This is a genomic window from Roseomonas elaeocarpi, assembly GCF_042433915.1.
Taxonomy (GTDB): Bacteria; Pseudomonadota; Alphaproteobacteria; order Acetobacterales; family Acetobacteraceae; genus Roseomonas; species Roseomonas elaeocarpi.
The window spans coordinates 1-26,909 of the sequence record NZ_JBHLUN010000011.1 but is presented as its reverse complement, the minus strand read 5'-3'; the positions used below and the strand labels follow the sequence as shown (position 1 = coordinate 26,909).

Genomic DNA, 26,909 nt, shown 5'->3' with positions numbered 1-26,909 from the left:
CGGTCAGAACCGCAGGGTCAGCAGGATCAGCTCGTGATCCGTCAGCACCTTGCCATCCTCGCTGATCGACGGGATCACCTCCGGCGCCTCGACCTCCAGCCCGCGCGTGCAGAACCAGTCGAGCTGCCGCGTTCCGGCCCCGGTGCTCCAGGTGCTGCGCCGCGTCGTCGGCCAGGCGAGATTGCAGCGGCTCCAGTCGTAGCCGCGCGCCGCACTCTCCGCGAACAGCATCTCCCGCGCATCGCCGTGGCCGCCGGCCTGCACCACCGTGTTCAGGTCGCCGCCGATCACCACCGGCAGATCCCCGGCATAGCGGTCGAGCTCGTCCAGTAGGCGCCGCATCTGCGCCGCGCGGCCCTCGAAGTCGCTGTTGCTCTCCAGATGTACGGAGCAGCCCACGAATTCCTGCGTGCCGTGCCGGAAGGTCGCCGCCACCGCCATGCGCGTGCCGACCCGCTTCTGCCCACCCTTGGCCGCGACGTACCAGTCCGCGACCTCGTCGAGGCGGATCACCACCGGGTCGCGGAAGGGCAGGGCGGCAGTGAAGGCATTGCCGTGGAAGCCCATGCGGTTGCCGGGCAGGTCGTCCTCGAACACCACCGGTGCCGGCATCGCCGCCAGTTCCAGGAACTCCAGCGCGTAGCCGTAGCCGTGCCCGAGCAGCCGGGCGAGGTCGCGCGTGGTATGGCGCTGCCCCGTGCGGCGCATCCCGGCATCCATCTCGCTCAGCAGCACCAGGTCCACCGCGTGCCGGCGCAGCAGCTTGGCGGCCGCATCCGGGTAAAGGCAGCGCTCCAGGTTCCAGGCCGCGACGCGCAGCGTTCCGCCCGAGGGGCCGGTCTCCGGCACGTTGCCCACCTCGACCTGCCGCATCGCCGGGACGCGGCTCATCAGCTCGGCATGGGCTTCGCGCGTGGCGGGCGCTTCCAGGAAGCGCTGCCGCGTTTCGGCCGGCACGGCGGTGAGGGCGAGGCTGCGCTCCCGGAAGCTGCCGAGCATCGGCGCCATGGTGAAATTCTGGTCCAACATCCTGCCTCCGGGCAGCCCGCAACAATCGGCCGTGCCCCCGACGGGCAGGCCGCGTGACCCCGGCTAACCATCTCCACCAAGACAGGCCAGTGAAGCTTCGATGGCAGTCGCCGCCCCCGAATCACCCCCTGTGGATTACGGGGAAAACGGGGATGGGTGGGCTCACCGAGGGGAGCTCGTCCGGTCCACCCAGGCCGAAAAGGCAGGTTTTCCAGCGAGTCGCCGCGGCGCACGGTTTCGTGGCTTCCCACACCAGTTCTGGTCGGACTTCATTGGCGCTCCACCAGATGTGGTGCTAGGGAAGCTCTCCGCCCAGACGAAGGGCACCCCCACCGCCGCGTGCTGATGCCCAGCTACAGGGAAAGGAAAGTCATGTTCGACGCCGTTCAGCTCGAGGGTCATGGCCAGGTCCAGGTGGACCGCTCCCGCGACGCGCTGCTGACCGATTTCGGCCGGGCGACGCTCGACGACCGCTACCTGATGCCGGGCGAATCCTACCAGGACCTCTTCGCCCGCGTGGCCAGCGCCTACGGCGACGACGCCGCGCATGCCCAGCGCATCTACGACTACATCTCGCGCCTGTGGTTCATGCCGGCGACCCCGATCCTGAGCAACGGCGGCACCACGCGCGGCCTGCCGATCTCCTGCTTCCTCAATGAGGCGAACGACAGCCTCGACGGTATTGTCGGCCTGTGGAACGAGAACGTCTGGCTCGCCTCCAAGGGCGGCGGCATCGGCTCCTACTGGGGCAACCTGCGCTCGATCGGCGAGAAGGTCGGGCAGAACGGCAAGACCTCGGGCATCGTGCCCTTCATCCGCGTGATGGACAGCCTGACGCTGGCGATCAGCCAAGGCTCGCTGCGCCGCGGCTCGGCCGCCGTGTACCTGCCGGTCTCGCACCCGGAGATCGAGGAGTTCGTCGACATCCGCCGCCCCACCGGCGGCGATCCGAACCGCAAGGCGCTGAACCTCCACCACGGCATCCTGATCCCCGACGCCTTCATGCGCGCGGTGGAGGCCGATGAGGAATGGGCGCTGACCTCACCGAAGGACGGCGCCGTGGTGCGCAAGATCTCGGCTCGTTCGCTGTGGATCCGCATCCTGCTGGCCCGCATCGAGCAAGGCGAGCCCTACATCATCTACTCCGACGCCGTGAACAACGCGCGCCCCGAGTACCACAAGCTCGCCGGGCTGGAGGTGAAGACCTCCAACCTGTGCTCCGAGATCACGCTGCCAACGGGCCGCGACCAGCACGGGCAGGACCGCACCGCCGTCTGCTGCCTGTCCTCGCTGAACTTCGAGACCTGGCACGAGTGGAAGGACGATCCGCGCTTCATCGAGGACGTGATGCGCTTCCTCGACAACGTCCTGCAGAACTTCATCGACACCGCGCCCGACAGCATGGCCCGCGCCCGCTATTCCGCGATGCGCGAGCGCTCGGTGGGGCTCGGCGTGATGGGGTTCCACTCCTTCCTGCAGGCCAACAACATCCCCTTCGAGAGCGTGATCGCGAAGGTCTGGAACAAGCGGATGTTCAAGCACATCCGCGAGCAGGCCGACGCCGCGAGCCGCACGCTGGCGGCCGAACGCGGGCCTTGCCCGGACGCCGCGGAGTACGGGTTCAACGAGCGCTTTTCCAACAAGATGGCGATCGCGCCCACCGCCTCGATCAGCATCATCTGCGGCGGCGCCTCGGCCGGCATCGAGCCGATCGCGGCCAACGTCTACAACCACAAGACGCTGTCGGGCTCCTTTATCGTGCGCAACCCGCACCTGAAGGCGGTGCTGGCGAAGCACGGGCGCGACGACGACGACACCTGGACCACGATCACCGTGACCAAGGGCTCGGTGCAGCACCTCGACTTCCTGACCGAGCAGGAAAAGGCGGTGTTCAAGACCGCCTTCGAGCTGGACCAGCGCTGGGTGATCGAGCACGCGGCCGACCGCACGCCCTTTATCTGCCAGGCGCAGTCGGTGAACCTTTTCGTGCCGGCCGACGTGCACAAGCGCGACCTGCACCAGATCCACTTCCAGGCGTGGAAGAAGGGGATGAAGTCGCTCTACTACTGCCGCTCGCTCTCGATCCAGCGCGCCGACACGATCAGCGAGAAGGTGGCCATCCGCCCGAGCCTTTCGGCGGCCGAGCCGATCAACATCGTGGCCACGCCGCGGCCGGTGGCGGCGGAAACCACGAACTACGAGGAATGCCTCGCCTGCCAGTAAGGGCAGCTGCCCGACGGGCCGGGCTTGTCGGCCAGTCGGGTTTCGGGGGCGCAGACCGCCATCAGGCGTCGGCTCCGGGGGCGGAGCGCCGCTTCCCGGATAAGGCCAGTCCCGGCGTTCAGCGGCCCGCTTCCCAGGCCACCAGCGCCTCGGCGTAAAGCTTCAGGAACGCCGCGTTGTCGGCCTCGACGCAGACCGACTGCGACGGCAACCCGTCCCACGGCCCCGGCGGGTAGCGCACGCCCTCAACGCTCTGGATCGTCTGCCCGGTCGCGATGCCGTCGGTGACCACGCGCACCGGCCCGCGCCGCTCCCGGAACAGCGCCGGCTCGATGGCGCGTGCGACGGCCAGGGCGTCGTGCGCGTTGATCCCGTCGATACCGTCGCGCGTGCGATAGAGATGCTCGTAGAAGCGCGTGATCTCCCACAGGAAGCCGCCGACTCCCGGCGCGCGGTCGCGCAAGCCGGCCATGTAGTCCGGCCCCATCACGCAGAGCGTCGTCACGTCGAGGCCCACGATCCGCACCGGCCAGGGCGCTGTCAGCACCCGGTCCGCGGCATCCGGGTCGTTCCACACATTGGCTTCCGCCACCGGGCTGACATTGCCGGGCCGTCCGGCCGTGCCGAAGGCGCCGCCCATCACCACCACCTCGGCCGCCAGAGCGGTGATCTCCGGCGCCCGCTCGATCGCGAGCGCCAGGTTGGTCAGCGGCCCCACCGCGATCAGCGTGACCTCGCCCGGTGCCGCTCGAAGCTGCTCCACGATGAAATCCGCGGCATCCTTGGCGTGGGTTGCCCCGAGGCTGTCCAACCCCTCCAGCGCCACGTCGCCGAGCCCGTTCTCGCCGTGGATGAAGGTCGGGAAATCGCGTGGCGGCTTGCTCAAGGGGCGCTCAGCCCCGCGCGCCACCGGGGCGGCGAGGCCGAAGCGGCGGCGCAGGTAGAGCGCGTTGCGCGTCGTGGTCTCCACCGAGGCGTTGCCGAAAACGGTGGTGATGCCGATCAGCTCCAGCGCCGGGCTGGCGGCGATCAGGGCCAGGGCACAGGCGTCGTCGATGCCCGGGTCCGTGTCGAAGATGACTTTCTTGGCGCACATGGCACCATTTCAACAACGGCGGTGCGGCCGCTGTCCAGGCCGCCCCGGCATCACGACCGGGGCGCAGCAGCCGCCCGCGGCCTCAGCCCAGGCGGTAATGCGCCTCCACCGGCTGCCGCAGGGCGCCGTTGATCGGCGTCACGTCCTGCGGGCAGGCGGAGAACACGATCCACAGCGGCATCTCCGCCCGCAGCACCACGGCGTCGCCCGGCCGCGCCGTGGGCGGAACCCGGTCCAGCGCGCCGTCGGCCGTGATCGGCACGTTCATGAACAGGTTCAGCGGGGCAGGGGTGATCGGCACCGCCAGGCCCACCGCCGCCAGCGCTGTATGGAGGTTGTTCTGGCAGCTCGCATGGCCGTCCGCGCAACCCAGCTCGCGGTAGATCTCCGGGCTGCAGGCCGGCAGCAGCATGTCGTGCACGCCGGGCGAGCGATCCTCCACCAGGGTCAGCATCGGCCGCCGCTTCGTGGACACGAACACCATGCCCGGCCCCACCAGCCAGCGGCTGTTAACCGAGCGCGTGTGCTCCATCGACAGGTACTCGCCGAGGTCTCCGGCCGCGAAGGCCCAGGTGTCGAGCACCTGCGTCCCGTGCGTGTTGATCACGGTGATGCTCTGCCCCGCTTCGAGCCGCTGCGCGCGGCCGGAGCGGGCTGGGATGGTCTGCAGGTCGTCTGGGCTCATGGCGCGACGATAGCCCGGCCACGCTTCCGCGCCAGCCACGTCCGGAACCCCGTGCCCCGATCCCTGCCGCAACGCCGGCTCCAGTTTGGGCCACCGCTCTGGCCCCGGTCTTGCAGGACACGGCGCCGCAAACAGCGGAAAGCGCCCCGAATGCGGATCGTCCTTGCCCGGCTCCTGGCCGGAATGCTCGCCGTCGCACCGATCCTGGCTACCGCGGCGGCACCAGCGCGCGCCGCCGACCTGCTGGATCAGGTCCGCTCGCAGGGGGAGCTGGTGATCGGCACCTCCAACGACGCGCCGCTGAGCTTCGTGGACCCGGAGACCAAGGGCGCGGCCGGCGTCCTGCCCGACATCCTGCGGGAATTCCTCAGCCGCAGCGGCATCAAGGCCGAGCTGAAGGTCGTGGCCATGCCCTTCAACAGCCTGATCCCTTCGATCCAGAGCCAGCGGATCCAGCTGATCGGCGACGCCATGTACGTCCGCCCGGCGCGGCAGCAGGTGATCGACTTCACCGACACCACCTTCTTCAACCCGGAATCGCTCGACGTCGCGCCCGGCAATCCGAAGAAGCTGCACAGCCTGGCCGATCTCTGCGGCAAGACCGCCGGCAGCTACCAGGGCACGACCTATATCGACCTGCTGCGACAGGCGAGCAGCCGCTGCCCCTCGGGCACCACGATCGACATCCGCCAGTACCCGACGATCCAGAACGTCCTGGCCGACCTTTCCGCCGGGCGCATCGACGCGGCGGTGGTGGACGGCAGCCTGTCGGCCTACGCGCTGAAGCAGAACGCCGAGCTGCGCTTCGAACTGGTGGGCGACTACGTGCCCGACGAGAAATCCGCCTCCAACTGCGCCTTCGGCATCGCCAAGGGCAATGACGGCTTCCTCAAGGCCTTCAACACCACCTACGCCGCGATGAAGGCCGACGGCACCGCCGCGAAGATCTTCAACAAGTGGGGCCTCACCCCCACGGAGTTCTTCCTGAACCCGTAATGCTGGCCGATCTCCGCAGCTGGGCGCCCGACCTCTGGGCGGGCGTCCAGCTGACCGTGCTGCTCACCCTCGGCGGCATGGCCATCGCCCTCGTCCTGGGCCTCCTGTTGGCCCTGGCGCGCCTGAGCCCGCGCCGGGCGCTGCGCTGGCCGGCCACCGTCTTCGTGGAGGTGATCCGCGGCTCGCCGCTGATCCTCCAGCTCTTCTACATCTACTACGTCCTGCCGCTGCTGGGCCTGCGGCTGACGCCGATCCAGGCGGGGCTCGCGGGGCTGGCCATCAACTACGGCGCCTATCTCAGCGAGGTCTTCCGCGCCGGCATCGCGGCGATCCCGCGCTCGCAGAGCGAGGCCGCCGCGGCGCTCGGCCTGCGGCCGCGACAGGCGATGCGGCTGGTGATCCTGCCGCAGGCCATCCGCATCGTGGTGCCACCGGTGGGCAACTACTTCGTGTCGATGTTCAAGGACACCGCGCTGGTGTCCACGATCTCGATCGCCGAGCTGATGTTCCGCGGCCAGCTGATCGCCTCGGACACCTTCAAGTACATGAGCATCTACACGGTGGTGTTCCTGATCTACCTGGTGATCAGCATCCCCGCGAGCCTCGGCGTCCGCTGGCTGGAACACCGCCTCGACCCGGCGCGGGTCCGCCCGGCCGCTCCGGCACCGGCCTGACCAGGGGGCGGGGTGGCCATTCTGCCCCGCGGCCGCCCCCACAGATCGTGTGCCTCCGCAGCGCGTTGGCCCTGGCCCTCGCGCGGCGGCATCAGAACTCCGCCAGCGTGTCGCGCAGCATTGCGTGCTCGTAGCGCGTGCGGACCAAGCCGCGCCGCTGCAGCGCCGGCACCAGCCCTTCCGTGATCTCCACCACGGCGCGGCGGCTGGTGCGCTGGAAGGGCGTGCTGATCAGAAAGCCGTCGCCGCCGATCGCCTCCATCGCCTCGCCCATCTGCGCCGCGATGGCATCGGGCGTGCCCACCAGCCGCAGGCCCCCGTCGTAGCGCTCGGAGGCGAGCTGCCGCAGCGTCTTGCCGCTGCCCCACTGCGCGAACTTGTCGAGCGACCCTTGCTCGCCGTTGGTGGTCAGGTGCGGCAGCTCCTGGTCGAGGTCGAAGCGCGAGAAGTCGATATCCGTCACCGTGCCCATCGCCGCGAGCGAGGCCTCGATGAACCACGGCGCATTCACCATGCGGCTGTAGCGCGCCTCCGCCTCCTCGGGCGTCTCGCCCAGGACCGGGTAGATCAGGAACAGCACCTTGATGCTGTCCGGGTCACGCCCCGCCGCCGCCGCCCGCGCCCGGACGTCGTCGCGGTAGCGCTTCATCCCTTCCACGCCATTGGCCGTGGCGATGATCGAATCCGCCGTGCGCGCCGCGAACTCCCGACCGCGCGGCGAGCCGCCGGCCTGCACGAAGACCGGCCGCCCCTGCGGCGAGCGCACCGTGTTCAACGGTCCGCGCGAGCGGAAGTACTTTCCTTCGAAATGAATGGGCGCGACCTTGCGGTGGTCGGCGAAGACCCCGCTTTCCCGGTCCAGCACCACGGCGTCGGGCTGCCACGAGTCGAAGAGCTGCCGCACCAGCTCCACGTACTCGTCGGCCATGTCGTAGCGCGCCTCGCGCGGGGGCAGGGCCTCCAGGCCGAGGTTCTGCGCCGCGCTGTCCTCGCCCGAGGTCACGATGTTCCAGCCGAAGCGGCCGCCCGACAGGCTGTCGATCGTGGAGGCGAGGCGCGCCAGCAGGAAGGGCGGGTAGGCCATGGTGGACATGGTCGCCACCACGCCGAGTCGCGTCGTCGCGGCGGCGATCATCGCGGCCAGCGGCAGCGGATCGTGCTTGGGCGCCTGCAGGGCGTGCCGCAGCGTGGCCTCCGCGGTGCCGCCCCAGGCCTCGGACACCATCAGCGTGTCCTCGAGCATGATGTAGTCGAAGCAGGCGCGCTCCATCGCCTGCGCCATGTCGAGGTAGAGCCTGCCGTCCCAGCTCGGATCGGCGGCCGAGAAGGGCTGGTTCCATTCCCCGGCCGAGAAGTTGGCGAACCATCCGAGGTGGAAGCGCTTCGGCACGGCGGGATCTCCTGACGAGGTGACGGGGCCACGGGGGCTGCCCCTCGGGACTGACCCGCGGGGCTGCCTTACGGGGCTGATCCAACTTGCAAGACGCGTGCCCGCGTCGCCCCATCGCCGCGCGCCCGACCTGCATTGGCGAAAACGGGGCAACTTCAATCGTCTGAATGCCGGCCTTCACCGGCTGGGCCAGCCCGGCCTACCTCCAGCCTTGCCCAGACGGAGGCGCCCCAGCATAATCGAGGCGATGCGCCGGACCCCCGCATAGACCCGCCCGGCAACCCTCGCGGGCGCTGTTGAGCTTCCACCCGCCCCCTGCGCGGCGGATCAGCCTGCGCCCCCGGATCAGCCCCCGAACGACACCCGGCTTTGGGTCCCGCACCCAGGCCGCTCCCCGACCGCAAGAGACCGACACCGATGCCCGACGGACACCAGACCGCCTCCGCCTTGCCGGAGCAGTTCAACCTCCTGACCTCGAACCCGGTCTACAAGCCCTTCCGCTACCCCTGGGCCTACGACGCCTGGCTGACGCAGCAGCGCGTCCACTGGCTGCCGGAGGAGGTGCCGATGGCCGATGACGTGAAGGACTGGCAGAAGAACCTGACGGACATCGAGCGCAACCTCGTCACGCAGATCTTCCGCTTCTTCACGCAGTCCGACGTGGAGGTGAACAACTGCTACATGAAGCACTACTCCCAGGTGTTTAAGCCGACGGAAGTGCTCATGATGCTGTCGGCCTTCTCGAACATCGAGACGGTCCACATCGCCGCCTACTCGCACCTGCTGGACACCATCGGCATCCCCGAGACCGAGTACCAGGCCTTCCTCAAGTACAAGGAGATGAAGGACAAGTTCGACTACATGCAGAGCTTCTCGGTCGAATCGAAGACCGAGATCGCCAAGACCCTGGCCGCCTTCGGCGCCTTCACCGAGGGTCTGCAGCTCTTCGCCTCCTTCGCGATCCTGCTGAACTTCCCCCGCTTCAACAAGATGAAGGGCATGGGGCAGATCGTGACCTGGTCGGTGCGCGACGAGACGCTGCACTGCCTGTCGGTGATCAAGCTCTTCCACACCTTCGTGGCCGAGAACCCGGAGATCTGGAACGAGGAGCTGCGCCGCGACCTGCGCGAGATCTGCGCCACCATCGTGGAGCACGAGGACGCGTTCATCGACCTCGCCTTCGAGATGGGCGACGTGGAGGGCCTGACCGCGCCCGAGGTCAAGCGCTACATCCGCTTCATCGCCGACCGCCGCCTCCAGCAGCTGGGACTGGACACGATGTACGACACGGACCGGAACCCGCTGCCCTGGCTCGACGAGATGCTCAACGCCATCGAGCACACCAACTTCTTCGAGAACCGGGCCACCGAGTATTCCAAGGCCTCCACCACCGGCAGCTGGGAAGAAGCCTTCGCCGACAGCGTGTTCCAGGACGGCGCGGCGGCCGGCTGAACCCGCAGGACACGCTCGGGCGGGAAGTGACGCCACCAGCGACACGACCTGTCGGAGCGGGTTCCGTCCTGCGGGCGGAGCGGCTACTCTGGTTGTAATGCCCTGGGCCGTTCTCGTCCCGGGCGTTGCAGACCCAGTTCACGAGGCACCGGCCGTGCATGGCTGAAGGTAACCAAAACAACGACGGCACCCGCTTCGTGCCACCCACCACGCCGGCACCGCGGCAAACTCGGCGCCTCACGGACAAGATCCTGATCGCCTTTCATCATGCCTGCGACCAGAGCGAGTTCGAGGTCGCGGAGGAACTCCTCCGCCTCTTGGAGATGATGCTCACCCGCCGGCCGCTTCAGCCCGACGTCAACCGTCGCAAGAGCATGGAGAGCCTGGTGGCGGCGCATGAACGGCTCTGGCTCCTGCGCCACCCCGAGGAAGGGGGCTGAGGCCGGGCAGGGGCGCCGCGTCGCGCAGGATCGCCTGGGCCTCCCCGGTCCAGTCCCGGCCGTGATGCAGCACCAGCCCCGGCAGCACCCTGTCCGGTCCCCGGCCGCCCACCCGGCCGAGCAGCAGGACACGCCGCGCCGCCTCGCCGGCGCGTGGCCAGAGCGGCAGCACCGCCAGGCTTCCGAAACCAACCTCGCGCAGCGCACCGAGACCGTCGAGCAGCCGCGACGCCGGCAGGATCAGCACCCCCGTACCGCCGCGCCGCACCCCGCGTGACAGGGCCGCGGTCCAGCGAAGCAGCGGCACCGCCGCGCACTCGTGCATGGCAGCGGCCCGTCGCGCATCGGGCGAGGCCCGCCCGTCTTCCCAGTAGGGCGGATTGGCCATGCCGTGATCGGCGATCGGCAGGTCGCGCAGCGCCGCTCGATCCACGATATCCGCCTGCCTGACGGTGCCGCGGTCCGACCAGCCGTTCAGCGCCAGGTTTTCCGCCGCCAGCGCGGCCAGTCCGGCGTCGCGCTCCACCGCCACCACGGAACTGCCGGGAACCCGCGCCAGCAGGCACAGCGCCGCCGGGCCGCTGCCGGTGCCCAGCTCCAGCACGCGCTCGCCTGGCCGGGCCGGAACCGCCGCTGCCAGCATCACCGCGTCCAGCCCGGCCCGCAGCCCGTCGGCCGGCTGGCGCAGCCGCACGCGGCCGCCGAGCAGCCTGTCCTCGCGCATCTCCGGCGCGTCCTGCGCGGGATCGTTCAATCCTGCAGCATCCCGCCTTCGGGCAGCTGCGCTTCCCGCAACACGGCACGGGCCGCTGCCGCATCCCGGTCGCTCACCGCCAGCCGGCGCGGGAAGGCGCCGATCCCGCCTTCCAGCGCGCTGATCTGCGCGTCCAGCACCACGGACGGGATGCCGGCATCGCGCAGCAGGGACTGCAGGAAGCTCAGACGCACCGGGTCCGCCCCGGTCGCCAGGATGTGCATAGGCCTGTTTCCGATCACTGCCCCCTCTGCCTTGGCGTGGCACCAGGGGGTGTTTATGGTGCGGCCAGTCAAACCAAGGTCAATCCCCGCTTGAGCGTTGTTGTCACTCACACCGCCTCTGACCTGAATCCCGAGGCCGCGCTCACGACGCTGACCGATCTGGTGCGCGACGACCTTGAGCTGTGCAACCGGCTGATCGTCGAGCACATGGACAGCCCGGTGGCGCTGATCCCGCAGCTTGCCGCCCATATCGTGGCCGCCGGCGGCAAGCGGCTGCGCCCGCTGCTCACCCTGGCGGCCGCCCGCATGTGCGGCTACCGGGGCAAGCGCCACGCCGCGCTCGCCGCCTGCGTCGAGTTCCTCCACACCGCGACGCTGCTGCACGACGACGTGGTGGACGAGAGCAACCTCCGCCGCGGCCAGGCCAGCGCCAACGCCCTGTTCGGCAACAAGCCTTCCGTGCTGGTGGGCGACTTCCTGTTCGCCCGCGCCTTTCAGCTGATGGTGCGCGACGGCTCGCTGCGGGTGCTGGCGATCCTGAGCCAGGCGGCGGCCACGATCGTGGAGGGCGAGGTCCTCCAGCTGGTCACCCAGAACGACACCGCCACCACCGAGGAGCAGTACCTCCAGGTGATCGCCGGCAAGACCGCCGCCCTGTTCGCCGCCGCCACCGAGATCGGCGCCGTGGTGGCCGACCGGCCCGAGGCCGAGGCGCTGGCGCTGCACCGCTACGGCCACGACCTCGGCATGGCCTTCCAGCTGGTGGACGACGCGCTGGACTATTCCGCGCGGCAGGCCGAGCTCGGCAAGACGGTCGGCGACGATTTCCGCGAGGGCAAGATCACCATGCCGGTGCTCCTGGCCTACGAGCGCGGCACGGAGGAGGAGCGCGTCTTCTGGCGCCGCGTCCTCGAGGAGCGCGAGCAGACCGAGGCCGACCTGCCGCAGGCCCTGTCGCTCATGCAGCGCCATCGCGCCTTCGAGGACACGCTGGCCCGCGCCAACGACTATGGCCAGTCGGCGCTGGAAGCCCTGGCCTGTTTCCCCGACGGGCCGGAGCGTCGCTCGCTGGCCGAGATCGTCGGCTTCTGCATCGCCCGCGCGCGCTGAGGCGCGCGGGGCGTTGAGCCAGGCGCCGGCGCTCAGCCGCGCCCCAGGAAAGGCATCTGCGTCGCCATCACCGTGATGGTCTGCACGTTGGCGTCCAGCGGCAGCGAGGCCATGTAGGCCACGGCGCGCCCGACATTGGCCACGTCCATGCGCGGCTCCACCATCATCCGGCCGTCGGGCTGCAGCACGCCGTTGTTCATGCGCTCGGTCATCTCGGTGGCGGCATTGCCCACGTCGATCTGCCCGCAGGCGATGTCGTGCTTGCGGCCGTCGAGGCCGATCGACTTGGTCAGCCCGCTGATCGCGTGCTTGCTGGCGGTATAGGGTGCGCTGCCCGGACGCGGCACATGCGCGCTGATCGAGCCGTTGTTGATGATGCGCCCGCCGCGCGGCTGTTGCCGCTTCATCATGCCGTAGGCCGCCTGGGCGCACAGGAAGGCGCCGGTGAGGTTCGCCGCGACCACGCCGGCCCAGTCCTCGAAGCGGATCTCGTCGAAATCCACCGCGGGGCTGCCGCGGCCGGCATTGTTGAACAGCAGGTCGACCCGGCCCCAGCGCCGTTCCACCGCCGCGAACAGCGCCGCCACCGAGTCCCGGTCGGCCACGTCGGTCGCCACCGGCAGGCAGCGCCCCGCGGCCTCGCCGGCAAGCGCGGCCGTCGCTTCCAGCGCGTCCTGCCGCCGCCCGGCCAGCGCCACCGACCAGCCATCGGCCAGCAGCGCCAGCGCCGCCGCGCGCCCGATGCCCGAGCCCGCGCCCGTCACCACCGCGACCCGCACGGTTCCGCCCGCGCAGGTTTCCGGACGGGCTGCGTCGTTGGTTTCGGACATGATGACCTCCCTGAAAATTCCCGACATGGAAGCCCATCCGCGGCGATCGGGCGAGAGGCCGGGGCCACGGATTTCCGCCGCTCGCGGAAGGCACGGCCCGATCGCTGCCCGGGCGACACCGGGGGACGCCCGGCACGTCGCGCCGGCACCCGGCAGCACGGGGCAGGGGCCGCATCCGGCGTCCGGCAAAGGGATGATCCCACGGCTGCGCGGGCCCGGAGGTCCTCGCGCAACGCCGTCAGTCGGCGACGGGCGCCAGGTCCACCCCGACCTCCAGCCGGTGCCGCCCGCCGCCTAGAATAATTCCGCGCAGCGGCGAAACATCGCCGAAGTCGCGTCCCCAGCCGAGCACCACGTGTTCTTCCGCCAGCACTAGGTCGTTGGTCGGGTCGAGGTCGATCCAGCCGTGTTCCGGCCCCATCCAGGCGCCGACCCAGGCATGCGACATGTCGGCCCCTTCGCGACGCGGCTGCCCTGGCGGCGGATAGGTGCGGATGTAGCCCGAGGTGTAGCGCGCCGGGATGCCCAGGCTCCGCAGCCCGGCGATCATCAGGTGCGAGAAGTCCTGGCACACGCCTTCGCGCCGCCGCAGGATCTCCTCCACCGGCGTGGCGATGCCGGTGACGCCGGAGCGGAAGCGGAAGTCCCGGCGGAAGCGCGCGTTGAGGTCCAGTAACCCCGCCAGCACCGGCCGGCCGGGCGCGAAGGAGGGCAGGGCGAAGTCGCGCAGCGCGTCTCCCACCGGCACCATCGGGCTCGGGCAGGTGAACTCCGCCACTTCCGCCTCCGTCGCGGCCCATCCCGCCACCCGCTCCCACGGCGGCGTGGCTTTGACCGGCGGAGGATCGGGGAAGCGCACCTCCACCTCGGACTCCGCCACCACCTCGAAGCAGTCGTGGGCGCTGTCGAGAAACAGCCAGGCGACGCGGTTGCCGAAATGATCCAGCCCTTCCGTCACCCGCGCCGCCTCGGGCAGGGAACGGATGGTGTCGCGCAGCACGTGCTGATGCGGCAGCGGCCGTGGCGACAGGTAGAGCATGTGCGTCGCCATCTCGACCGGGTGCTGGTAGCTGTAGCCCGTCCGGTGCCGGACCCGCAGGATCATGCCGCCCCCCGCAGCGCGTCAGGGTGCCGCGCCGGCCCGAGGCTGTGCAGCGGCGGCAGCAGCGTGAAGTAGCGGCGCGAGATCGCCTCGGCCAGCGCCGCCGCGCGCCCGGCCACCACCGCCAGCCGTGCCGAAGCGCCGACGCCCTCGGCCTCCACGATCGACACCATCTCCTCCATCAGCAACGCCGCCTCGGCCGCCAGCGGCCCGCCGTTTTCCTGGCTGTTCCCCGGGGCATCCACCCGGGCATCCAGCGGAACCTCCTCTGCTTCCTTTCCCTGGCTTCCCGGGGCTCCGCCGCCGCCGACCTGTTCCAGCAGCCGGCGCGCCTGCTCGAACTGGAAGCCCAGCCCGCGCGGGTTGCCGTTGTCCGACAGCACCAGCCGCAGCACCGGCCCCGGCTGCGGCGCCGCGAGGTGGCGGGTGCGATAGGTGATCACCGAGTCACACAGTTCCAGCGCCAGCCGCAGCCCTGCCTCCTGCCGTGCCGGCGGCTGGTCCAGCGCCAGCGCCAGGGCGCCCGCGATGCTCTGCGCCCGCTCCACTCGCCGCCCGAGGTCGAGAAAGGTGTGCGCCCCGCCGCGCACCATGTTTTCCGCAGCCACCCCCGCCACCGCGGCGGCGTAGCGCAGCATGGCGCCGGTCAGCCGCGACAGGTCGCCCAGGTCGCGAACGCCGGGCAGGCTGCCGCGCATTTCCCGCAACGGGTGAAGGAAGGCGTCGTGCATGTCGCCGGTCTGCCGGTCGCGCGTGGCATCCACCAGCCGGGCGATCCGGTCGAACATCCGGCTCAGCGTGCCGTCCGGCGCCGCGGCGCGCAGCAGGGCGCGGCGCAGTGCCGCCGTGTCGCCCGCCACCGGCGCCTCGGCGGCCGTGGCCATGCCGACCTCCACCAGGCAGCGGGTGAGGGTGGCGAGCTCCGCCATCTCGTGCGGCAGCAGCGCGTCGCGTTCCAGCCGCGTCAGCGCGGCGCGGGCGAGGCGCGCAGCATTGTCCAGCCGCTCGACGTAGCGGCCGAGCCAGAACAGGTTGTCGCCAGCGCGCGAGGGGATCCCCATCATCACCGCCCGCGCTGCCGGGGCACGCGCGGCCACGCGGCTCGTGACCGGCTGGTCCTGCTCCTCGTCGAGAACCCAGACATCCTTGCACAGCCCGGCCTCGGGCACCCGGGCGCCGGGCAGTGCCCCAGGATCGGCGCCGGGCGGCAGGCGGCGCGCGAAGCCGCCCGGCATGACGTGCCAGCCTGCGCCGTCGGCCATCAGGAACATCCGCAGCTGCACAGGGCCCGGCTCCTTGCCGCCGGCCGACCAGAAGGGGGCCTGCGAGGCCTCCGTCCGCCGCACGGCAACCCATTGCGCCGGGGCAGCCGCCGCTTCGGCCCAGCCCTCGGAAGCCGGGCGCATCGCGCCGTCCGGATCGGCCGCCGGGCGCAGCAGCCAGGAGGACGCTTCCCGCGCTACCCGCTCCCGCGACGCGGAATCGGTCATCGGCAGGGTTTCCAGTGCCGGCAGCAGCAATGCCTCGCCGAGCAGGTGGCGGCACAGCGCGGGCAGGAGCGGCGCGAAGCCCGGCGCTTCCACCAGAGCCGCGCCCGGGTCGTTGACCAGCCGCACCGCGCCGTGCCGGGCGGCGTCCATCAGCCCGACCACGCCATTCGCGGCCGGTGCGTCGAATTCCAGCGGGTCGAGCATCCATCCCGGCATCCGCCGCAGCAGCACGCCCACCGGCTGCAGCCCCTGCAGGGTCTTCAGGAACAACCGCCCGCGCCGCACGCTGAGGTCGCCCGGCTCCACCGGCAGGCAGCCCAGGGCGCGCGCCAGCGTCACGTTCTCGGCCCAGCTCGGGTCGCCGACGCCGGGCGTCAGCAGCGCCACGGCATCGTCCTCATGACCCGGCGGAGCGGCCTCGCGCAGGGCATCCTGCCAGGCTTCCACGAAGGGCCGCAGCGGCCGAAGTGCTGCGCGATGAAACAGTTCCGGCACCACGCGCGGCAGCAGCCGCCGGTTTTCCAGCGCCTGCGCCAGCCCCGACATGCGGGCGGTGGAATCGCCCACCACGCGCCACTGCCCGTCGCGGTCGCGGCGCAGGTCGGTCGCCAGGGCCGAGAGCAGCGCCACTTCGGGCAGCCGGTCCGGCACGTGGCAGGGGCGCAGGAAGCCCGGGTTGCGGAACACCAGCTCCGGCGGCACCAGCCCGTCGCGCAGCAGCGCCTGCGGGCCGTAAAGGTCGCGCAGGATCAGGTCCAGCAGCCGCGCCCGCTGCGCCAGCCCGGCCTCCAGCGCGGCGAACTCCGCGGCGGCGATCGGCATGGGCAGCAGGTCGCACCGCCAGGCGGAGGCCACCCGTTCCTCCGATGGCAACAGCGCCGGGATGCCTTCTTCCAAGGCGCGGTCGAGGCTGCGCGCGCGGCTCGCCAGCTCCTCCTGCGGCAGGGGCGCGAGCGAGCCCAGCACACCGCGCCAGTGCGGCCGCACCCGGCCGGTGCCGTCCACCATCTCGTCGCTGACGCCGGACATGCTAGCGGCCGCCCGTCACGACGGCCGGCCGGCGCGCCGGCCGTCGAGGCGTACCCAGCCGGAGGGGTAAGCGGCGCAGCCAGGCCGGAACCCGCTCGCCGGTCAGGACGCCGGGGTGGCGCGCAAACGGGGGTGGGGGCAGGAACGGGCGAGGCTCGCGCATGGGGAGTTCTAGCCGCGGGTCGCGCCATCGCGCCAGCCACCGGCCCGCACCCCGCGGCCCCCGCTCTCCCGCCCCGTCGCGCTCTCCCGCCCCGTCGCGCCCTCCCGTCACTTCGCCTCGCTGGCCGTCATCGTGCCGCGATCGAGGCGGGACACCTCCATCTCGAAGGAAAAGCGGCTTTCCACCGGCTCCAGCCACCCGGTCACGGCCATAGCGGCATCGGGCGCCGGGGCCGCCGCCAGCGGCACGTGGCCTTCCGCGGTCAGCAGGCCCGAGGTGGCATCGAGGCCGATCCAGCCGGCGCCCGGCAGCCAGGCCTCGGCCCAGGCATGCAGGTCCGCCCGGTCGCCTCCGTTCTCATCCGCCAATTGCACGAGGTAGCCGGAACAGAAGCGTGCCGCGAAGCCCAGCGCCCGCAGCAGCCCGACCATCAGCCAAGCGGAGTCGCGGCAGGAGCCCTGCTCGGCCTCCAGCGTTTCCTCCGGGCTCCAGATGCCGGGCTCGGCGCGTTGGATATAGGCGACGCGGCGATTGACCAGCGTATTGGCCGCCACCAGCACCTCCACCGTGCCGCTCGCCCCGCGCCCGAACTCCAGCAGCAGTGCCGCCACGGCGGGCGAGGGCGGTCCGTCCTGCCGGTAGGGCGCCAGCATCGCCTCCAGCATCGCCGGGTAGCGGAAGGGCCAGCGCGCCGCCTCCGGCTCCAAGAAGAAGTCGAAGGGGTTGAAGGGTGTCAGGTCCAGCGACAGGTCCACCGTCAGCCCGAAGCTGTCCACCGGATGCCCCATCAGCACCCGTGCCAGCGCGTTGCCGGCCGGGTCGCGCAGCCAGTGGATGCTGCGCGGGTGGGGCGACACCATCAGCGAATAGCCCAGCACCGCCGTCCGCGCGTGCGGCGCCGGGCGGAGGCGCACGGTCTGGGGCCCGAGCGAGACCGGACGGGCATACTGGTAGAGCGTGCGATGGGACAGCGCGACGATCGGTGGCATGGGAACTGGGGAACTCTCCCGGAAGAAGGCGGGGCGCGCAGGGGCGCGAAGGATCCGGCCGGCACTGGCCCCGCCGCGTGGGCCGGCGCGTCTTGCCGGAAATCGGGGGAGCGGCGTATCGCTTGCCGCATCCCCAAGGACGGATAGCCTCGCATGATCGCCGCCGCGCGCAAAACGGTAATCTTCGACCTCGGCGGCGTGCTGATCGACTGGGACCCGCGCCACCTGTACCGCAAGCTGTTTCCCGGCGACGAAGCCGCGATGGAGCGCTTCCTGGCGGAGGTCTGCACGGGCGCCTGGAACCTCCAGCAGGATGCCGGCCGGTCCTGGGCCGAGGCCACGGCGGAGCTGCGGGCCAAGTTCCCGGAACAGGCACCGATGATCGACGCCTACCATCACCGCTGGCCCGAGATGATCGCGGGCTCCATCGAGGGCACGGTGCGCATCCTGCGGGAATTGCACGTCGCCGGCACGCCGCTCTTTGCGCTCACCAACTGGTCGGCGGAAACCTTTCCCGTGGCGCTGGAGCGCTTCGACTTCATGGCGCTGTTCCGCGGCACGCTGGTGTCGGGCGCGGAAAAGCTGATCAAGCCCGACCCGGCGATCTTCCGCCTGATCCTCAGCCGCTTCGAGATCAACCCGGCCGAGGCCGTGTTCATCGACGACGTGCCCCGCAATGCCGAGGCCGCCACGGCGCTGGGCATCCATGGCATCCGCTTCACCTCGCCCGAGGCGCTGCGGGCCGAACTGCGCAGGCTGGGCTTCCCGCTGGCCGAGGCCTGACCCAACCCGCCAGGTAGCCGCCGCCGGGTGGGGCGGACCGTTCAGGCCCCGCCGTTCAGTCCAGGACGCGGACCGGCCGGTTCGGCGCCCGGACCTCGCCCGTCCCGCCGTCGGTGATGCCGAGGTCGGTCGGGTGCGGCCCCGGGTTGCAGGCCAGCGAGATGCCGGTGACGCCGCGGAACACCCGGAAGGGCGGTTGCCACTGCATCACCGAGTCCGCCGCGGCGCGCAGTTGCGCGAAGGTGCGTGCGGTCTCTTCCGGCGGCGTTTCCGCCAGCAGCCCCGCGATCGGCAGCGGCATCACCGCCGTCACCGCGCCGCCCGCCGCCACCGACATACCGCCGCCGCAGGCGATCAGCGCGTTGGCCGCCGCCGCCATGTCGGCGGGATCGCGCCCCATCACCAGCAGGTTGTGGTTGTCGTGGCTGATCGTGGTGGCCACCGCGCCGGTCGGCTCACCCCAGCCATCCATCAGGCACACCATCGGCGCCGGGTCGCGCCGGCCGTGGCGGTGGAAGATCGCCACGAAGCAGTGCCCGGCCGGCAGGACCGCCGCGCCGTTCTGCACCTCCACCTCCACCTCGGCCCAGTGGACCACGCGGGCGCCGCCCACCACCGGCAGCACCGCCCGGCCATCCCGCACGCCTTCCACGGTCAGCCGGAAAGCCTCGGGCGGCTGCGGCGAGAGCTTCACCGTGTCGCGCGGCGCGTCGGCGAGGTCGCGGGGCAGCGCCTCGACCATGCGGCCATCCTCGGCCACCAGCCGCCCCTCGACGTAGACGCGCTCCACCGTGACGGCGTCGAGGTCGCTCAGCACCACGATCTCCGCCCGCCGACCCGCCGCTACGATGCCGATGTCATCGCGCTTGAGACGCAGCGCGGAGTTCAGCGTCGCCAGCCGGATCGCCTCGACGGGACGCAGGCCGCGCGCGATGAGGCGGGCCAGCGTGTCGCGCAATCCGCCTTTCTCCACCAGCTCGTCGGGAAAGATGTCGTCGGTGCAGGCGACGACGCCGGCCGGAAACACCGGCAGGGCGCGGATCGCCGCCACCGCACCGGGCAGCACGTTGTCGTGGCTGCCGCGCAGCTCCACCGTCAGGCCGGCCCGCAGCTTCGCCAGCAGGTCCTCGCCGGAGGTGATCTCGTGGTCCGAGCTCACGCCCGAGGCGGCGTAGGCCTGCAGGTCCCCGCCCGCGAGGTCGCGCCCGTGGCCGTTGACGTTCTTGCTCGACGCCAGACCGGCCGCAACGATGCCCTCCATCCGCTCCGAGCCGGACAGCACGCCGGCCATGTCCATGACCTCGGCCACGCCCGCGATCTCGGGCCAATCCAGCATCTCGCGCATCTCGGCAGGCCCGATCTCGGCGCCCGCGACTTCCAGCCCCGGCGCCGAGGGCACGGAGGAGGGCGCCGCCACCAGCACCCGCAGCGGCAACCCGCGCGAGGCCTCGACCGCCCAGCGCACGCCCGCCACGCCCACCACGTTGGCGAGCTCGTGCGGGTCCCACACCGTGGTGGTCACGCCGTGCGGCACCACCGTCGCGGCGTAGTCCGCCGGGGCCATGAAGGAGGATTCGAAGTGGAGGTGGTTGTCCACGAAGCCCGGCGCCAGGAAGCGTCCCGACACGTCGTGCACGGCTGCCGCGTCGTCGCGCGATCCGGGCGGATGCACCGAGGCGATCAGCCCGCCCACGATGCCGACATCCGCAGCCCGCAGCTCACCGGTCGCGACATCCACCACCGTGCCGCCGCGCAGCAGGAGGTCGAAGGGCAGGGCGCCGCGCGCCGCCTGCACCGCGCGGCGACGCACCACCGCCGGGATCGGCGCCTGGGGCTGGAAGCCCGCCACGGCCCCCGCCACCCTCACTGGGCCACCCGGACGCTGGTGGCCAGCGTCATCTCGTCGGTGCGCGCCTCGTAGCTGAGCCCTTTGCGCATCGCCCAGGTGTTGGTCTGGAAATACAGCGGGATGATCGCCTGGTCGCGCAGGATCGCCATCTTCGTGGCCTCCTGGCTCAGCTTGGCGCGCTGGGCGTCGTCCATGGTGGTGCGGACCTGCTCGATCAGCCGGTCTTCCTCGGGGTTGCTGAAGCGGCCGCGATTCTGCGCGCCGAAGCCCTTCGAGGGATCAAAGGTGTGGACCTGGGTTTCCAGCATCCCCAGCACCTCGGGATTGGGCGAGAAGCCGGTGAAGTTCACCGAATACTTCATCTGCGCCGCCTCGCTCAGCCACGGGCCGCGGGGCTTGGTTTCCACCGTGGCCTGGAGGCCGAGGCGGCTCCACATCTGGCCGATCGCCTGCACCACCTGCTCGTCGTTGACGTAGCGGTCGTTGGGCCCGTTGATCTGCAGCGCGAAGCCGTTGGGGAAGCCGGCCTCGGTCAGCAGCGCCTTGGCGCCGGCGAGGTCGAAGGGCTCGGGCTTCTGAAGCTCCGGCGAGGTGCCGAAATAGCCCGGCGGCGCCAGGTCGTTGGACGGCAGGCCCTGACCCTGCATCACCCGCGACACCAGCGCCTCGCGGTTGATCGACTTGCTCAGCGCGCGGCGCACCCGCACGTCGCGCAGGGGGTTGGGAATCGTGCCGCCGTCGCGCCCGTGCACGAAGGGCGAGTTCTCGCGCCCGCTGTCCAGCGTCAGGAACATCAGCCGGTTCGAAGGACTCGACGACACGGCGAAGTTTGCGTCGGCCTTCAGGCGATCGAACTGGTCGGTCGGCACCACCTCGATCAGGTCCACGTCGCCGGCCCGCAGGGCCGCGACGCGCGACCCGGCATTGGGGATCGGCCGGAACTCCACGCGCCGGAAGGCGGGCTTGGTGCCCACGAAGCCGTCGTAGCGGTCCATCACCGCGATGCCGCCGGGGCTCCAGCTCACGTAGCGATAGGGGCCGGTGCCCACCATGCCCTTGCCGGCGTTGAAGTCGGCGGTGGAAAGCCCCTCGGCCGCGTGCTTGGCCAGGATCATCACCATGGACAGGTAGTTCGCCATCAGCGGCGTCGGCTCGGCCGTGTGGATGCGCAGCGTCTGCGCGTCCACCTGCTCCACCGACTTGATGGGACGGGTATAGGTGTTGAGCGAGGAGGGCGAGTTCGGCACGTCGCCGGCGCGGGCCAGCGTGAAGGCCACATCATCCACCGTGACCGGCGTGCCGTCCTGGAAGCGCACGCGGGGATCGAGCTTGATCTCCCAGGTCAGCGCGTCCACCGCGCGCCAGCTCGTCGCGATGGCCGGGCGCAGGACCTGCTGCGCGTCCTGTTCCATCAGCGGCTGGAAGTAGTGGCGGCCATAGGCGTAGTTGGTGATGACGCTGGCGAAGTGCGGGTCGATGCTGGTGGGCCCACCCTCCACCGCGATGCGCAGCGTGTCGTTCGCGGGCGCCTGGGCGGCGGCGGGCGCGGCCGATGCCAGCGCGATGGCCGCCGCGGCGGGAACGAGGGAAGCGAGCAGGGCGTCGCGCAGGCGCATGGGTCGGGGGCGTCCGGTGGCGGTGAAGAACCTCTCGTGCCATGATCCCGCGGGGGCGGAAACGCAAGACCGATACGCCGCCCGACCGAGCCGAACACGGACACCGCATGACGAAGCCGGACGACCTCGCCGCCCTGATCCCCGCCATGACCGCCTGGCGCCGCGACATCCACGCGCATCCGGAGCTGGGCTTCACCGAGCACCGCACCGCGGCCATCGTGGCGCGCGAGCTGCGCGAGGCCGGGATCGAGGTCGCCGAGGGCATCGCCACCACCGGCGTGGTCGGCACGCTGCGCGGCCGCGGGGCCGGCGGGAAGGGCGGTGCCTCGGGCAACCGCGCCATCGCGCTGCGCGCCGACATGGACGCGCTCGCCATGCCGGAGCTGACGGGCGCGCCCTACGCCAGCACGGTGCCGGGCGTGACGCATGCCTGCGGCCATGACGGCCATACCGCGATGCTGCTGGGTGCCGCGAAGTACCTCGCCGCCCATCCGGAGCGCTTCTCCGGCACCGTCCACTTCATCTTCCAGCCGGCTGAGGAGTCGCTGGGCGGCGCGCGGGAGATGATCGCCGAAGGGCTGTTCGACCGCTTCCCCGTCGACGCGGTCTACGGGCTGCACAACGTGCTCGACCGCGAACCCGGCGTGATCGCGGTGCCCAGGACCCGCGCGCTGGCTTCCTCCGACACCTGGGAAGCGCGCTTCACCGGGCAGGGCGGCCACGGCGCGCGGCCGCATCTGGCCACCGATGCGCCGCTCGCCGCCGCGCAGTTCATCGCGGCGATCCACTCGATCGTGGCCCGCAACGTCGACCCGCTGCAGAGCGCCGTGGTGTCCGTCGGCCATATCGCGGCCGGCGACAGCAAGGCCCCCAACGTCATCCCGTCCGAGGTCTTCGTCAGCGGCACCGCCCGCGCCTTCCGGGAAGAGGAGCGCCAACTCCTGGCCCGCCGCATCCCGGCCATCGCGGAAGCCATCGCCGCCGCCAACGACGTTGCGGTCGAGGCGACCTACCACTGGCGCAACCCGCCCACGATCAACCACCCGGAACAGAGCGCCGTCGCCGTGCGCGCCGCGGCCGCCACGGTGGGGGCGGAGCAGGTGGTGGACGACCCGGAGCCGATCACCCCTGGCGAGGATTTCGCCTTCATGCTCCAGGCCCGCCCCGGCGCCTACGCGTTCATCGGCATGGGCCCGCCGAAGCACCCCGAGGGGCAGCAGCACAACCCGCACTACGACTTCAACGACGCCATCCTGGCCCATGGCGCCGCCTACTGGTGCAGCCTGGTGGAAACCGAACTTCCATGAGCGACGCGCGACGCACCGTCGTCATCGACTGCGACCCGGGAACCGACGACGCGGTGGCGCTGTGGCTGGCCATGGCCTCGCCCGAGATCGACCTGCGGCTCGTGACCGTGGCGGGCGGCAATGTCGGGCTCGACCTGACGCTGGCCAATGCCCGCGCCGTCACCGGCCTTGCCGGCCGGCCCGTTCCCGTGGTGGGCGGCGCCCGGCGCCCGATCCTGGGGGAATACCGCTCGGAAACCAACGTCCATGCGGTGAACGGCATCGGCGGCATCACCCTGCCGGAAGGACCGCCCGCCGCCCCCGGCATCGCCGCCGACGCGATCCGTGCGCTGCTGCGCGACGCCGCACCGGGTGAGGTCACGCTGATCGGCCTGGGCCCCGCCACCAACCTGGCGCTGGCCCTGGCGCCGGAGCCAGAGCTGTTCAGCCGCGTGCGCGAGATCGTGCTGATGACGGGCGCCTGGGGCGAGGGCAACTGGACCCCTTCGGCCGAGTTCAACGCCGCTTCCGACCCCGAGGCCCTGGCGATGGTGCTGGCCACCGGCCTGCCGGTGTCGCTCGTTACACTGGACCTGACCGCTCAGGCCCTGGTGACCCCTGAGGTGATCGCGAACCTGCGGGAGGCCGGCAGCAGCCGCTGCCTCGCCACCGCCTGCGACGTGCTGGCGGCCATCCCACGCTCGAAGCGCTTCAACGGCCGCGGAACGCCGCTGCACGACCCCTGCGCCGTGGCGCTGGTGCTGTGGCCGGAACTGTTCACCTGCCGTGAGGTGTCGGTGACGGTGGAATGCGGGGAAGGGCCGGGCCGTGGCAGGACCCATGTGGACCGGTGGAACCGGACGGGTCGTCAGCCCCACGTCACCCTGGCCGAAACGCTGGACGCGCCGACCTTCTTCAGCCGCCTGGGCGCGCGGCTGGCAACGCTGCCGTGAGCGGAAGCACGGCTGCCGCCGGTTCAGCTCAGCGCGGTTGTGGTCACTTCTTCCGCCGCCGGCGACTGCTCACGCAGCCAGGCCTGCGCATCCTCGCCGAGACCGGCTGAGACGACGTCGGAGGCAGCCTGGAGAACCATGATCCAACCCTGCATGCCGCTGCGGCGGAGGGCGCCCCGAAGATGGTCCGACAGGTAGCCGACCGACACGTCGCTCGAAACGAACAGCGTGTTGGCGGCGACAACCCAATGGCTTTCCGATACTTCCCAGATCGCGGCCTCGAGAACCTCGGCGCCGCCGCTGGGAAGGTCATGCAACACCAGGCAAAGAGGCATTGTCCGTCCCCACATCGTAAAAGTTGAAGCCTCGTTAACTTCAACCCGATGCGGGTGCCAGCGACAAGTTTTCAAAACGCGGGGAGCGATTTTTCGTGGCGACAAAGGTCATTGCGCATCGCGGCAGTGCATTCCTGAACGTCGAGAACAGCACGCGTGCATTTGAAAGTTCAATACAACTTGGGGTTGATTTCATTGAGTGCGACATTCACTCATCAGTAGATAATGAGCTCTTTGTTCTGCATGATGCAACACTTGAGCGTACAACCGAAGGATTCGGACCGGTTCGGCTGCAACCTGCCGAATATTTAGACAGGCTCCGCCTGCGCGGCGCCGGTGGGGATCGTATCCCGAAGTTGAGCGAGGTGGTCGCACTTCTTGCCCCCACCGGCACCGGCCTGCAGATCGAGATCAAGACCGACAATTCAGGGCAGCCCTATCCCGGCATCCTGGAACGCACGCTGCGCTGCCTCGACGCCGCGAACCGCCGTTCCCGCTGCGGCATCATCGCCTTTCACGCCCCGACCGCCGCGGCGGCGGAAGCGGCCGGCGGCCTCGATCACGTGGCCTGGCTCTTCGGCCCGTCGATGCTGCGCGAACTCGGCGCGGCGGGTGTGGTTGGCGTCGCGAAGGCGCACGGTCTGCGCGCCGTGGAAACCCATGTCGACGCCTTGGATGCGGAACTCACGCGGGTGCTGCGAGATGCCGGGCTGCGCATCGCGGTGTGGGGCGCCAATCACGCCGACAGCGCCGCGAGGATGCTGGCGCTGGGCGTCGACATGATGGCCTCCGACGACGCCGCGACCGCCCTGCGGGTGCGGGCGGAAGCGGACCGCTGAGCGGCATCGGCGGGAAAGGGAAGCCACCGTGAAGGCCCTGATCGTTCACCAGAACTTCCCCGGCCAGTACGCCCACATCGCCCCCGCGCTGCGCGACCGGGGCGACGAGGTGGCGGTGATTTCCGCGCGCGAGCACCCGGCGGCGGCGGGGCTGCGGCTGCGGACCTACGCGCCGCCCGCCGCGGCGGCCGAGGAGGTGCGCTACGGCCGCTTCGCTGAGAACGCCCTGCGCCGGGCCGAGCGCGTGGCGGAGGAAGCGCTGGCGCTGCGCCGCGAGGGCTTCCGCCCCGACGTCATGGCCGCACATCTCGGCTGGGGCGAGGCGATCTTCCTCAAGGACGTGTTCCCCACGACGCCGCTGCTGCTCTACGGCGAGTTCTTCTACAGCCCCCAGGGCGCCGATGTCGGCTTTATGCCAGACGAGCCGGTCACGGTGCAGACGGCCATGCGGGTGCGCGCGATGAACGCGCCCCTGCTGATGGCGATGCAGGCTGCCGACTGGGGCATCTCGCCCACCCGTTGGCAGCGCGACCGCATGCCGCCCTGGTTCCGGGAACGCACCAGCCTGGTGCATGACGGCGTGGACACCGCAACCTGCCGCCCTGACCCGGAGGCCAGCTTCACCCTTCCCAATGGCGAGGTCCTGCGCGTCGGGGACGAGATCGTAACCTACGTGTCGCGTGGGCTGGAGCCTTACCGCGGCTTTCCGACCTTTGCCCGCACCCTGCCGAGGCTGCTGCGGGAACGCCCCAATCTGCGCATCGTGGTGGTGGGCGACGACCAGCCGCACTACGGCCGTGCACCCACGGACGGCGGCACCTGGAAGAACAAGATCCTGGCCGAACTAGGCGAGCTCGACCCCGCGCGCCTCTTCTTCACCGGTCGCATTCCCTACGCCGCCCTGCTGAACCTGTTCCGGGTGAGCATGGCCCACGTCTACCTGACGGTGCCCTTCGTGCTCAGCTGGTCGACGCTGGAGGCGATGGCCTGCGGTGCGCTGCTGGTCGCCTCCTCCACCCCGCCGGTCACGGAGGTTATCCAGGATGGCCGCAACGGCCTGCTGACCGACTTCCACGACAGCGAGGCCCTGGCGGAACGGCTGCTCACCGTCCTGGCCGACCCGGCCCGCTACGCTTCCCTGCGCCAGGCCGCGCGCCGCACGGTCGTGGAGCGCTACGACCTCGCCCGCATCTGCCTGCCGCGGCAGCTGTCACTGATCGACGCGCTCGCCGCGCGGCGCCGCCCGTCGACCTTTGCCTGAGGCGCTTGGCGGCGCCTGCCTGCTGGGGCGACGGCCCGCCGAGCAAAGCCGCTCACGCCCTGGGCGCCCCCTACGCCGGTCGGCAGCTGTTCCCTTCCGCGACCGTGGGTGGTGCCCGCGTGCGGGCGCTCCCGTGGGGTGGAGCGCCCTGCTGCCCTGCTGCCGTGTGTGCTTCTACTGTTCGTGGAAGGCCTTGTGGAAGCTGTCGAGGAGGGGCTGGATCATGTAGCGGGCGAAGGATCGCTCGCCGGTCTTGATCTGGGTATCGACGGGCATGCCGGGGCGCAGGGCGACGTTGTCGAGGGCCTTGA

Annotated in this window: 24 protein-coding genes; 11 read left to right on the top strand and 13 right to left on the bottom strand. The window is 70.9% G+C overall.

The window, feature by feature from the left end:
• Positions 1-3: 3 nt before the first annotated feature.
• A complete protein-coding gene (locus tag ACFFGY_RS16390) occupies positions 4-1,029 on the bottom strand; it encodes an endonuclease/exonuclease/phosphatase family protein (RefSeq protein ID WP_377045587.1) in 1,026 nt (341 codons plus the stop codon).
• Positions 1,030-1,401: 372 nt separating this feature from the next.
• On the opposite strand from ACFFGY_RS16390, the gene ACFFGY_RS16385 reads away from it, so the two are divergent.
• A complete protein-coding gene (locus tag ACFFGY_RS16385) occupies positions 1,402-3,252 on the top strand; it encodes a ribonucleoside-diphosphate reductase subunit alpha (protein WP_377045586.1) in 1,851 nt (616 codons plus the stop codon).
• Between the two features lie 118 nt (positions 3,253-3,370).
• Here the strand turns inward: ACFFGY_RS16385 and ACFFGY_RS16380 are convergent, their stop codons facing one another.
• Together ACFFGY_RS16380 and ACFFGY_RS16375 are read right to left on the bottom strand one after the other, a co-directional pair.
• Positions 3,371-4,348 carry a nucleoside hydrolase gene (locus ACFFGY_RS16380; RefSeq protein ID WP_377045585.1) on the bottom strand — a complete coding sequence of 326 codons (978 nt, stop codon included), beginning with the start codon at positions 4,346-4,348 and terminating at the stop codon, positions 3,371-3,373.
• Positions 4,349-4,430: 82 nt separating this feature from the next.
• Complete coding sequence (locus tag ACFFGY_RS16375; RefSeq protein ID WP_377045584.1) at positions 4,431-5,033, bottom strand: DUF1989 domain-containing protein; 603 nt, start codon at positions 5,031-5,033, stop codon at positions 4,431-4,433.
• A 150-nt stretch (positions 5,034-5,183) separates the two neighbouring features.
• Between ACFFGY_RS16375 and ACFFGY_RS16370 the strand changes: the two genes are divergently transcribed.
• Both ACFFGY_RS16370 and ehuD read left to right on the top strand, forming a co-directional pair.
• Positions 5,184-6,029, top strand: coding sequence for a substrate-binding periplasmic protein (locus ACFFGY_RS16370; protein WP_377045583.1), 846 nt, complete (start codon positions 5,184-5,186; stop codon positions 6,027-6,029).
• On the top strand, positions 6,029-6,703 hold the full coding sequence (ehuD, locus tag ACFFGY_RS16365) for an ectoine/hydroxyectoine ABC transporter permease subunit EhuD (RefSeq protein WP_377045582.1): 675 nt from the start codon (positions 6,029-6,031) through the stop codon (positions 6,701-6,703). The genes ACFFGY_RS16370 and ehuD overlap by 1 nt, the downstream gene beginning before the upstream one ends.
• 91 nt (positions 6,704-6,794) lie before the next feature.
• Here the strand turns inward: ehuD and ACFFGY_RS16360 are convergent, their stop codons facing one another.
• Positions 6,795-8,093, bottom strand: a complete 1,299-nt coding sequence (locus ACFFGY_RS16360; protein WP_377045581.1) for an NtaA/DmoA family FMN-dependent monooxygenase — start codon at positions 8,091-8,093, stop codon at positions 6,795-6,797.
• Positions 8,094-8,510: 417 nt separating this feature from the next.
• Between ACFFGY_RS16360 and ACFFGY_RS16355 the strand changes: the two genes are divergently transcribed.
• On the top strand, positions 8,511-9,545 hold the full coding sequence (locus ACFFGY_RS16355; protein ID WP_377045580.1) for a ribonucleotide-diphosphate reductase subunit beta: 1,035 nt from the start codon (positions 8,511-8,513) through the stop codon (positions 9,543-9,545).
• Positions 9,546-9,703: 158 nt separating this feature from the next.
• Complete coding sequence (locus tag ACFFGY_RS16350; protein WP_377045579.1) at positions 9,704-9,985, top strand: hypothetical protein; 282 nt, start codon at positions 9,704-9,706, stop codon at positions 9,983-9,985.
• Here the strand turns inward: ACFFGY_RS16350 and ACFFGY_RS16345 are convergent.
• Together ACFFGY_RS16345 and ACFFGY_RS16340 are read right to left on the bottom strand one after the other, a co-directional pair.
• The gene (locus ACFFGY_RS16345) at positions 9,903-10,739 is read right to left on the bottom strand and encodes a tRNA1(Val) (adenine(37)-N6)-methyltransferase (protein ID WP_377045578.1); all 837 of its coding nucleotides are present in this window, start codon (positions 10,737-10,739) and stop codon (positions 9,903-9,905) included. The two genes, ACFFGY_RS16350 and ACFFGY_RS16345, sit on opposite strands and share 83 nt — an antisense overlap.
• On the bottom strand, positions 10,736-10,963 hold the full coding sequence (locus ACFFGY_RS16340; protein WP_377045577.1) for a putative signal transducing protein: 228 nt from the start codon (positions 10,961-10,963) through the stop codon (positions 10,736-10,738). The genes ACFFGY_RS16345 and ACFFGY_RS16340 overlap by 4 nt, the downstream gene beginning before the upstream one ends.
• A gap of 90 nt (positions 10,964-11,053) precedes the next feature.
• Here ACFFGY_RS16340 and ACFFGY_RS16335 point away from each other — a divergent pair, with 90 nt between their 5' ends.
• Positions 11,054-12,073, top strand: a complete 1,020-nt coding sequence (locus ACFFGY_RS16335) for a polyprenyl synthetase family protein (protein ID WP_377045576.1) — start codon at positions 11,054-11,056, stop codon at positions 12,071-12,073.
• Between the two features lie 32 nt (positions 12,074-12,105).
• On the opposite strand, the gene ACFFGY_RS16330 is transcribed toward ACFFGY_RS16335, so the two are convergent.
• The 4 genes from ACFFGY_RS16330 to ACFFGY_RS16315 form a co-directional block, all read right to left on the bottom strand.
• Positions 12,106-12,903, bottom strand: a complete 798-nt coding sequence (locus ACFFGY_RS16330) for an SDR family oxidoreductase (RefSeq protein ID WP_377045575.1) — start codon at positions 12,901-12,903, stop codon at positions 12,106-12,108.
• Positions 12,904-13,141: 238 nt separating this feature from the next.
• Complete coding sequence (locus ACFFGY_RS16325; protein WP_377045574.1) at positions 13,142-14,008, bottom strand: transglutaminase family protein; 867 nt, start codon at positions 14,006-14,008, stop codon at positions 13,142-13,144.
• Positions 14,005-16,524, bottom strand: a complete 2,520-nt coding sequence (locus ACFFGY_RS16320; RefSeq protein WP_377045573.1) for a circularly permuted type 2 ATP-grasp protein — start codon at positions 16,522-16,524, stop codon at positions 14,005-14,007. The genes ACFFGY_RS16325 and ACFFGY_RS16320 overlap by 4 nt, the downstream gene beginning before the upstream one ends.
• 270 nt (positions 16,525-16,794) lie before the next feature.
• Complete coding sequence (locus tag ACFFGY_RS16315) at positions 16,795-17,676, bottom strand: transglutaminase family protein (protein WP_377045572.1); 882 nt, start codon at positions 17,674-17,676, stop codon at positions 16,795-16,797.
• Between the two features lie 153 nt (positions 17,677-17,829).
• On the opposite strand from ACFFGY_RS16315, the gene ACFFGY_RS16310 reads away from it, so the two are divergent.
• Positions 17,830-18,459, top strand: a complete 630-nt coding sequence (locus ACFFGY_RS16310; protein WP_377045571.1) for an HAD family hydrolase — start codon at positions 17,830-17,832, stop codon at positions 18,457-18,459.
• A 55-nt stretch (positions 18,460-18,514) separates the two neighbouring features.
• Here the strand turns inward: ACFFGY_RS16310 and ACFFGY_RS16305 are convergent, their stop codons facing one another.
• Positions 18,515-20,308, bottom strand: a complete 1,794-nt coding sequence (locus ACFFGY_RS16305; RefSeq protein WP_377045570.1) for an adenine deaminase — start codon at positions 20,306-20,308, stop codon at positions 18,515-18,517.
• 14 nt (positions 20,309-20,322) lie between these two features.
• Positions 20,323-21,924, bottom strand: a complete 1,602-nt coding sequence (locus tag ACFFGY_RS16300; RefSeq protein WP_377045569.1) for an ABC transporter substrate-binding protein — start codon at positions 21,922-21,924, stop codon at positions 20,323-20,325.
• A 107-nt stretch (positions 21,925-22,031) separates the two neighbouring features.
• On the opposite strand from ACFFGY_RS16300, the gene ACFFGY_RS16295 reads away from it, so the two are divergent.
• A complete protein-coding gene (locus ACFFGY_RS16295; RefSeq protein ID WP_377045568.1) occupies positions 22,032-23,231 on the top strand; it encodes an amidohydrolase in 1,200 nt (399 codons plus the stop codon).
• On the top strand, positions 23,228-24,163 hold the full coding sequence (locus tag ACFFGY_RS16290; protein WP_377045567.1) for a nucleoside hydrolase: 936 nt from the start codon (positions 23,228-23,230) through the stop codon (positions 24,161-24,163). Before ACFFGY_RS16295 ends, ACFFGY_RS16290 begins: the two co-directional genes overlap by 4 nt.
• 23 nt (positions 24,164-24,186) lie before the next feature.
• On the opposite strand, the gene ACFFGY_RS16285 is transcribed toward ACFFGY_RS16290, so the two are convergent.
• Positions 24,187-24,498, bottom strand: a complete 312-nt coding sequence (locus ACFFGY_RS16285) for a hypothetical protein (RefSeq protein ID WP_377045566.1) — start codon at positions 24,496-24,498, stop codon at positions 24,187-24,189.
• Positions 24,499-24,593: 95 nt separating this feature from the next.
• Here ACFFGY_RS16285 and ACFFGY_RS16280 point away from each other — a divergent pair, with 95 nt between their 5' ends.
• Together ACFFGY_RS16280 and ACFFGY_RS16275 are read left to right on the top strand one after the other, a co-directional pair.
• The gene (locus ACFFGY_RS16280; RefSeq protein WP_377045565.1) at positions 24,594-25,337 is read left to right on the top strand and encodes a glycerophosphodiester phosphodiesterase; all 744 of its coding nucleotides are present in this window, start codon (positions 24,594-24,596) and stop codon (positions 25,335-25,337) included.
• Between the two features lie 28 nt (positions 25,338-25,365).
• Positions 25,366-26,598: a glycosyltransferase gene (locus ACFFGY_RS16275; protein ID WP_377045564.1), complete on the top strand. Its 1,233-nt coding sequence runs from the start codon at positions 25,366-25,368 to the stop codon at positions 26,596-26,598.
• Positions 26,599-26,909 lie beyond the last annotated feature (311 nt).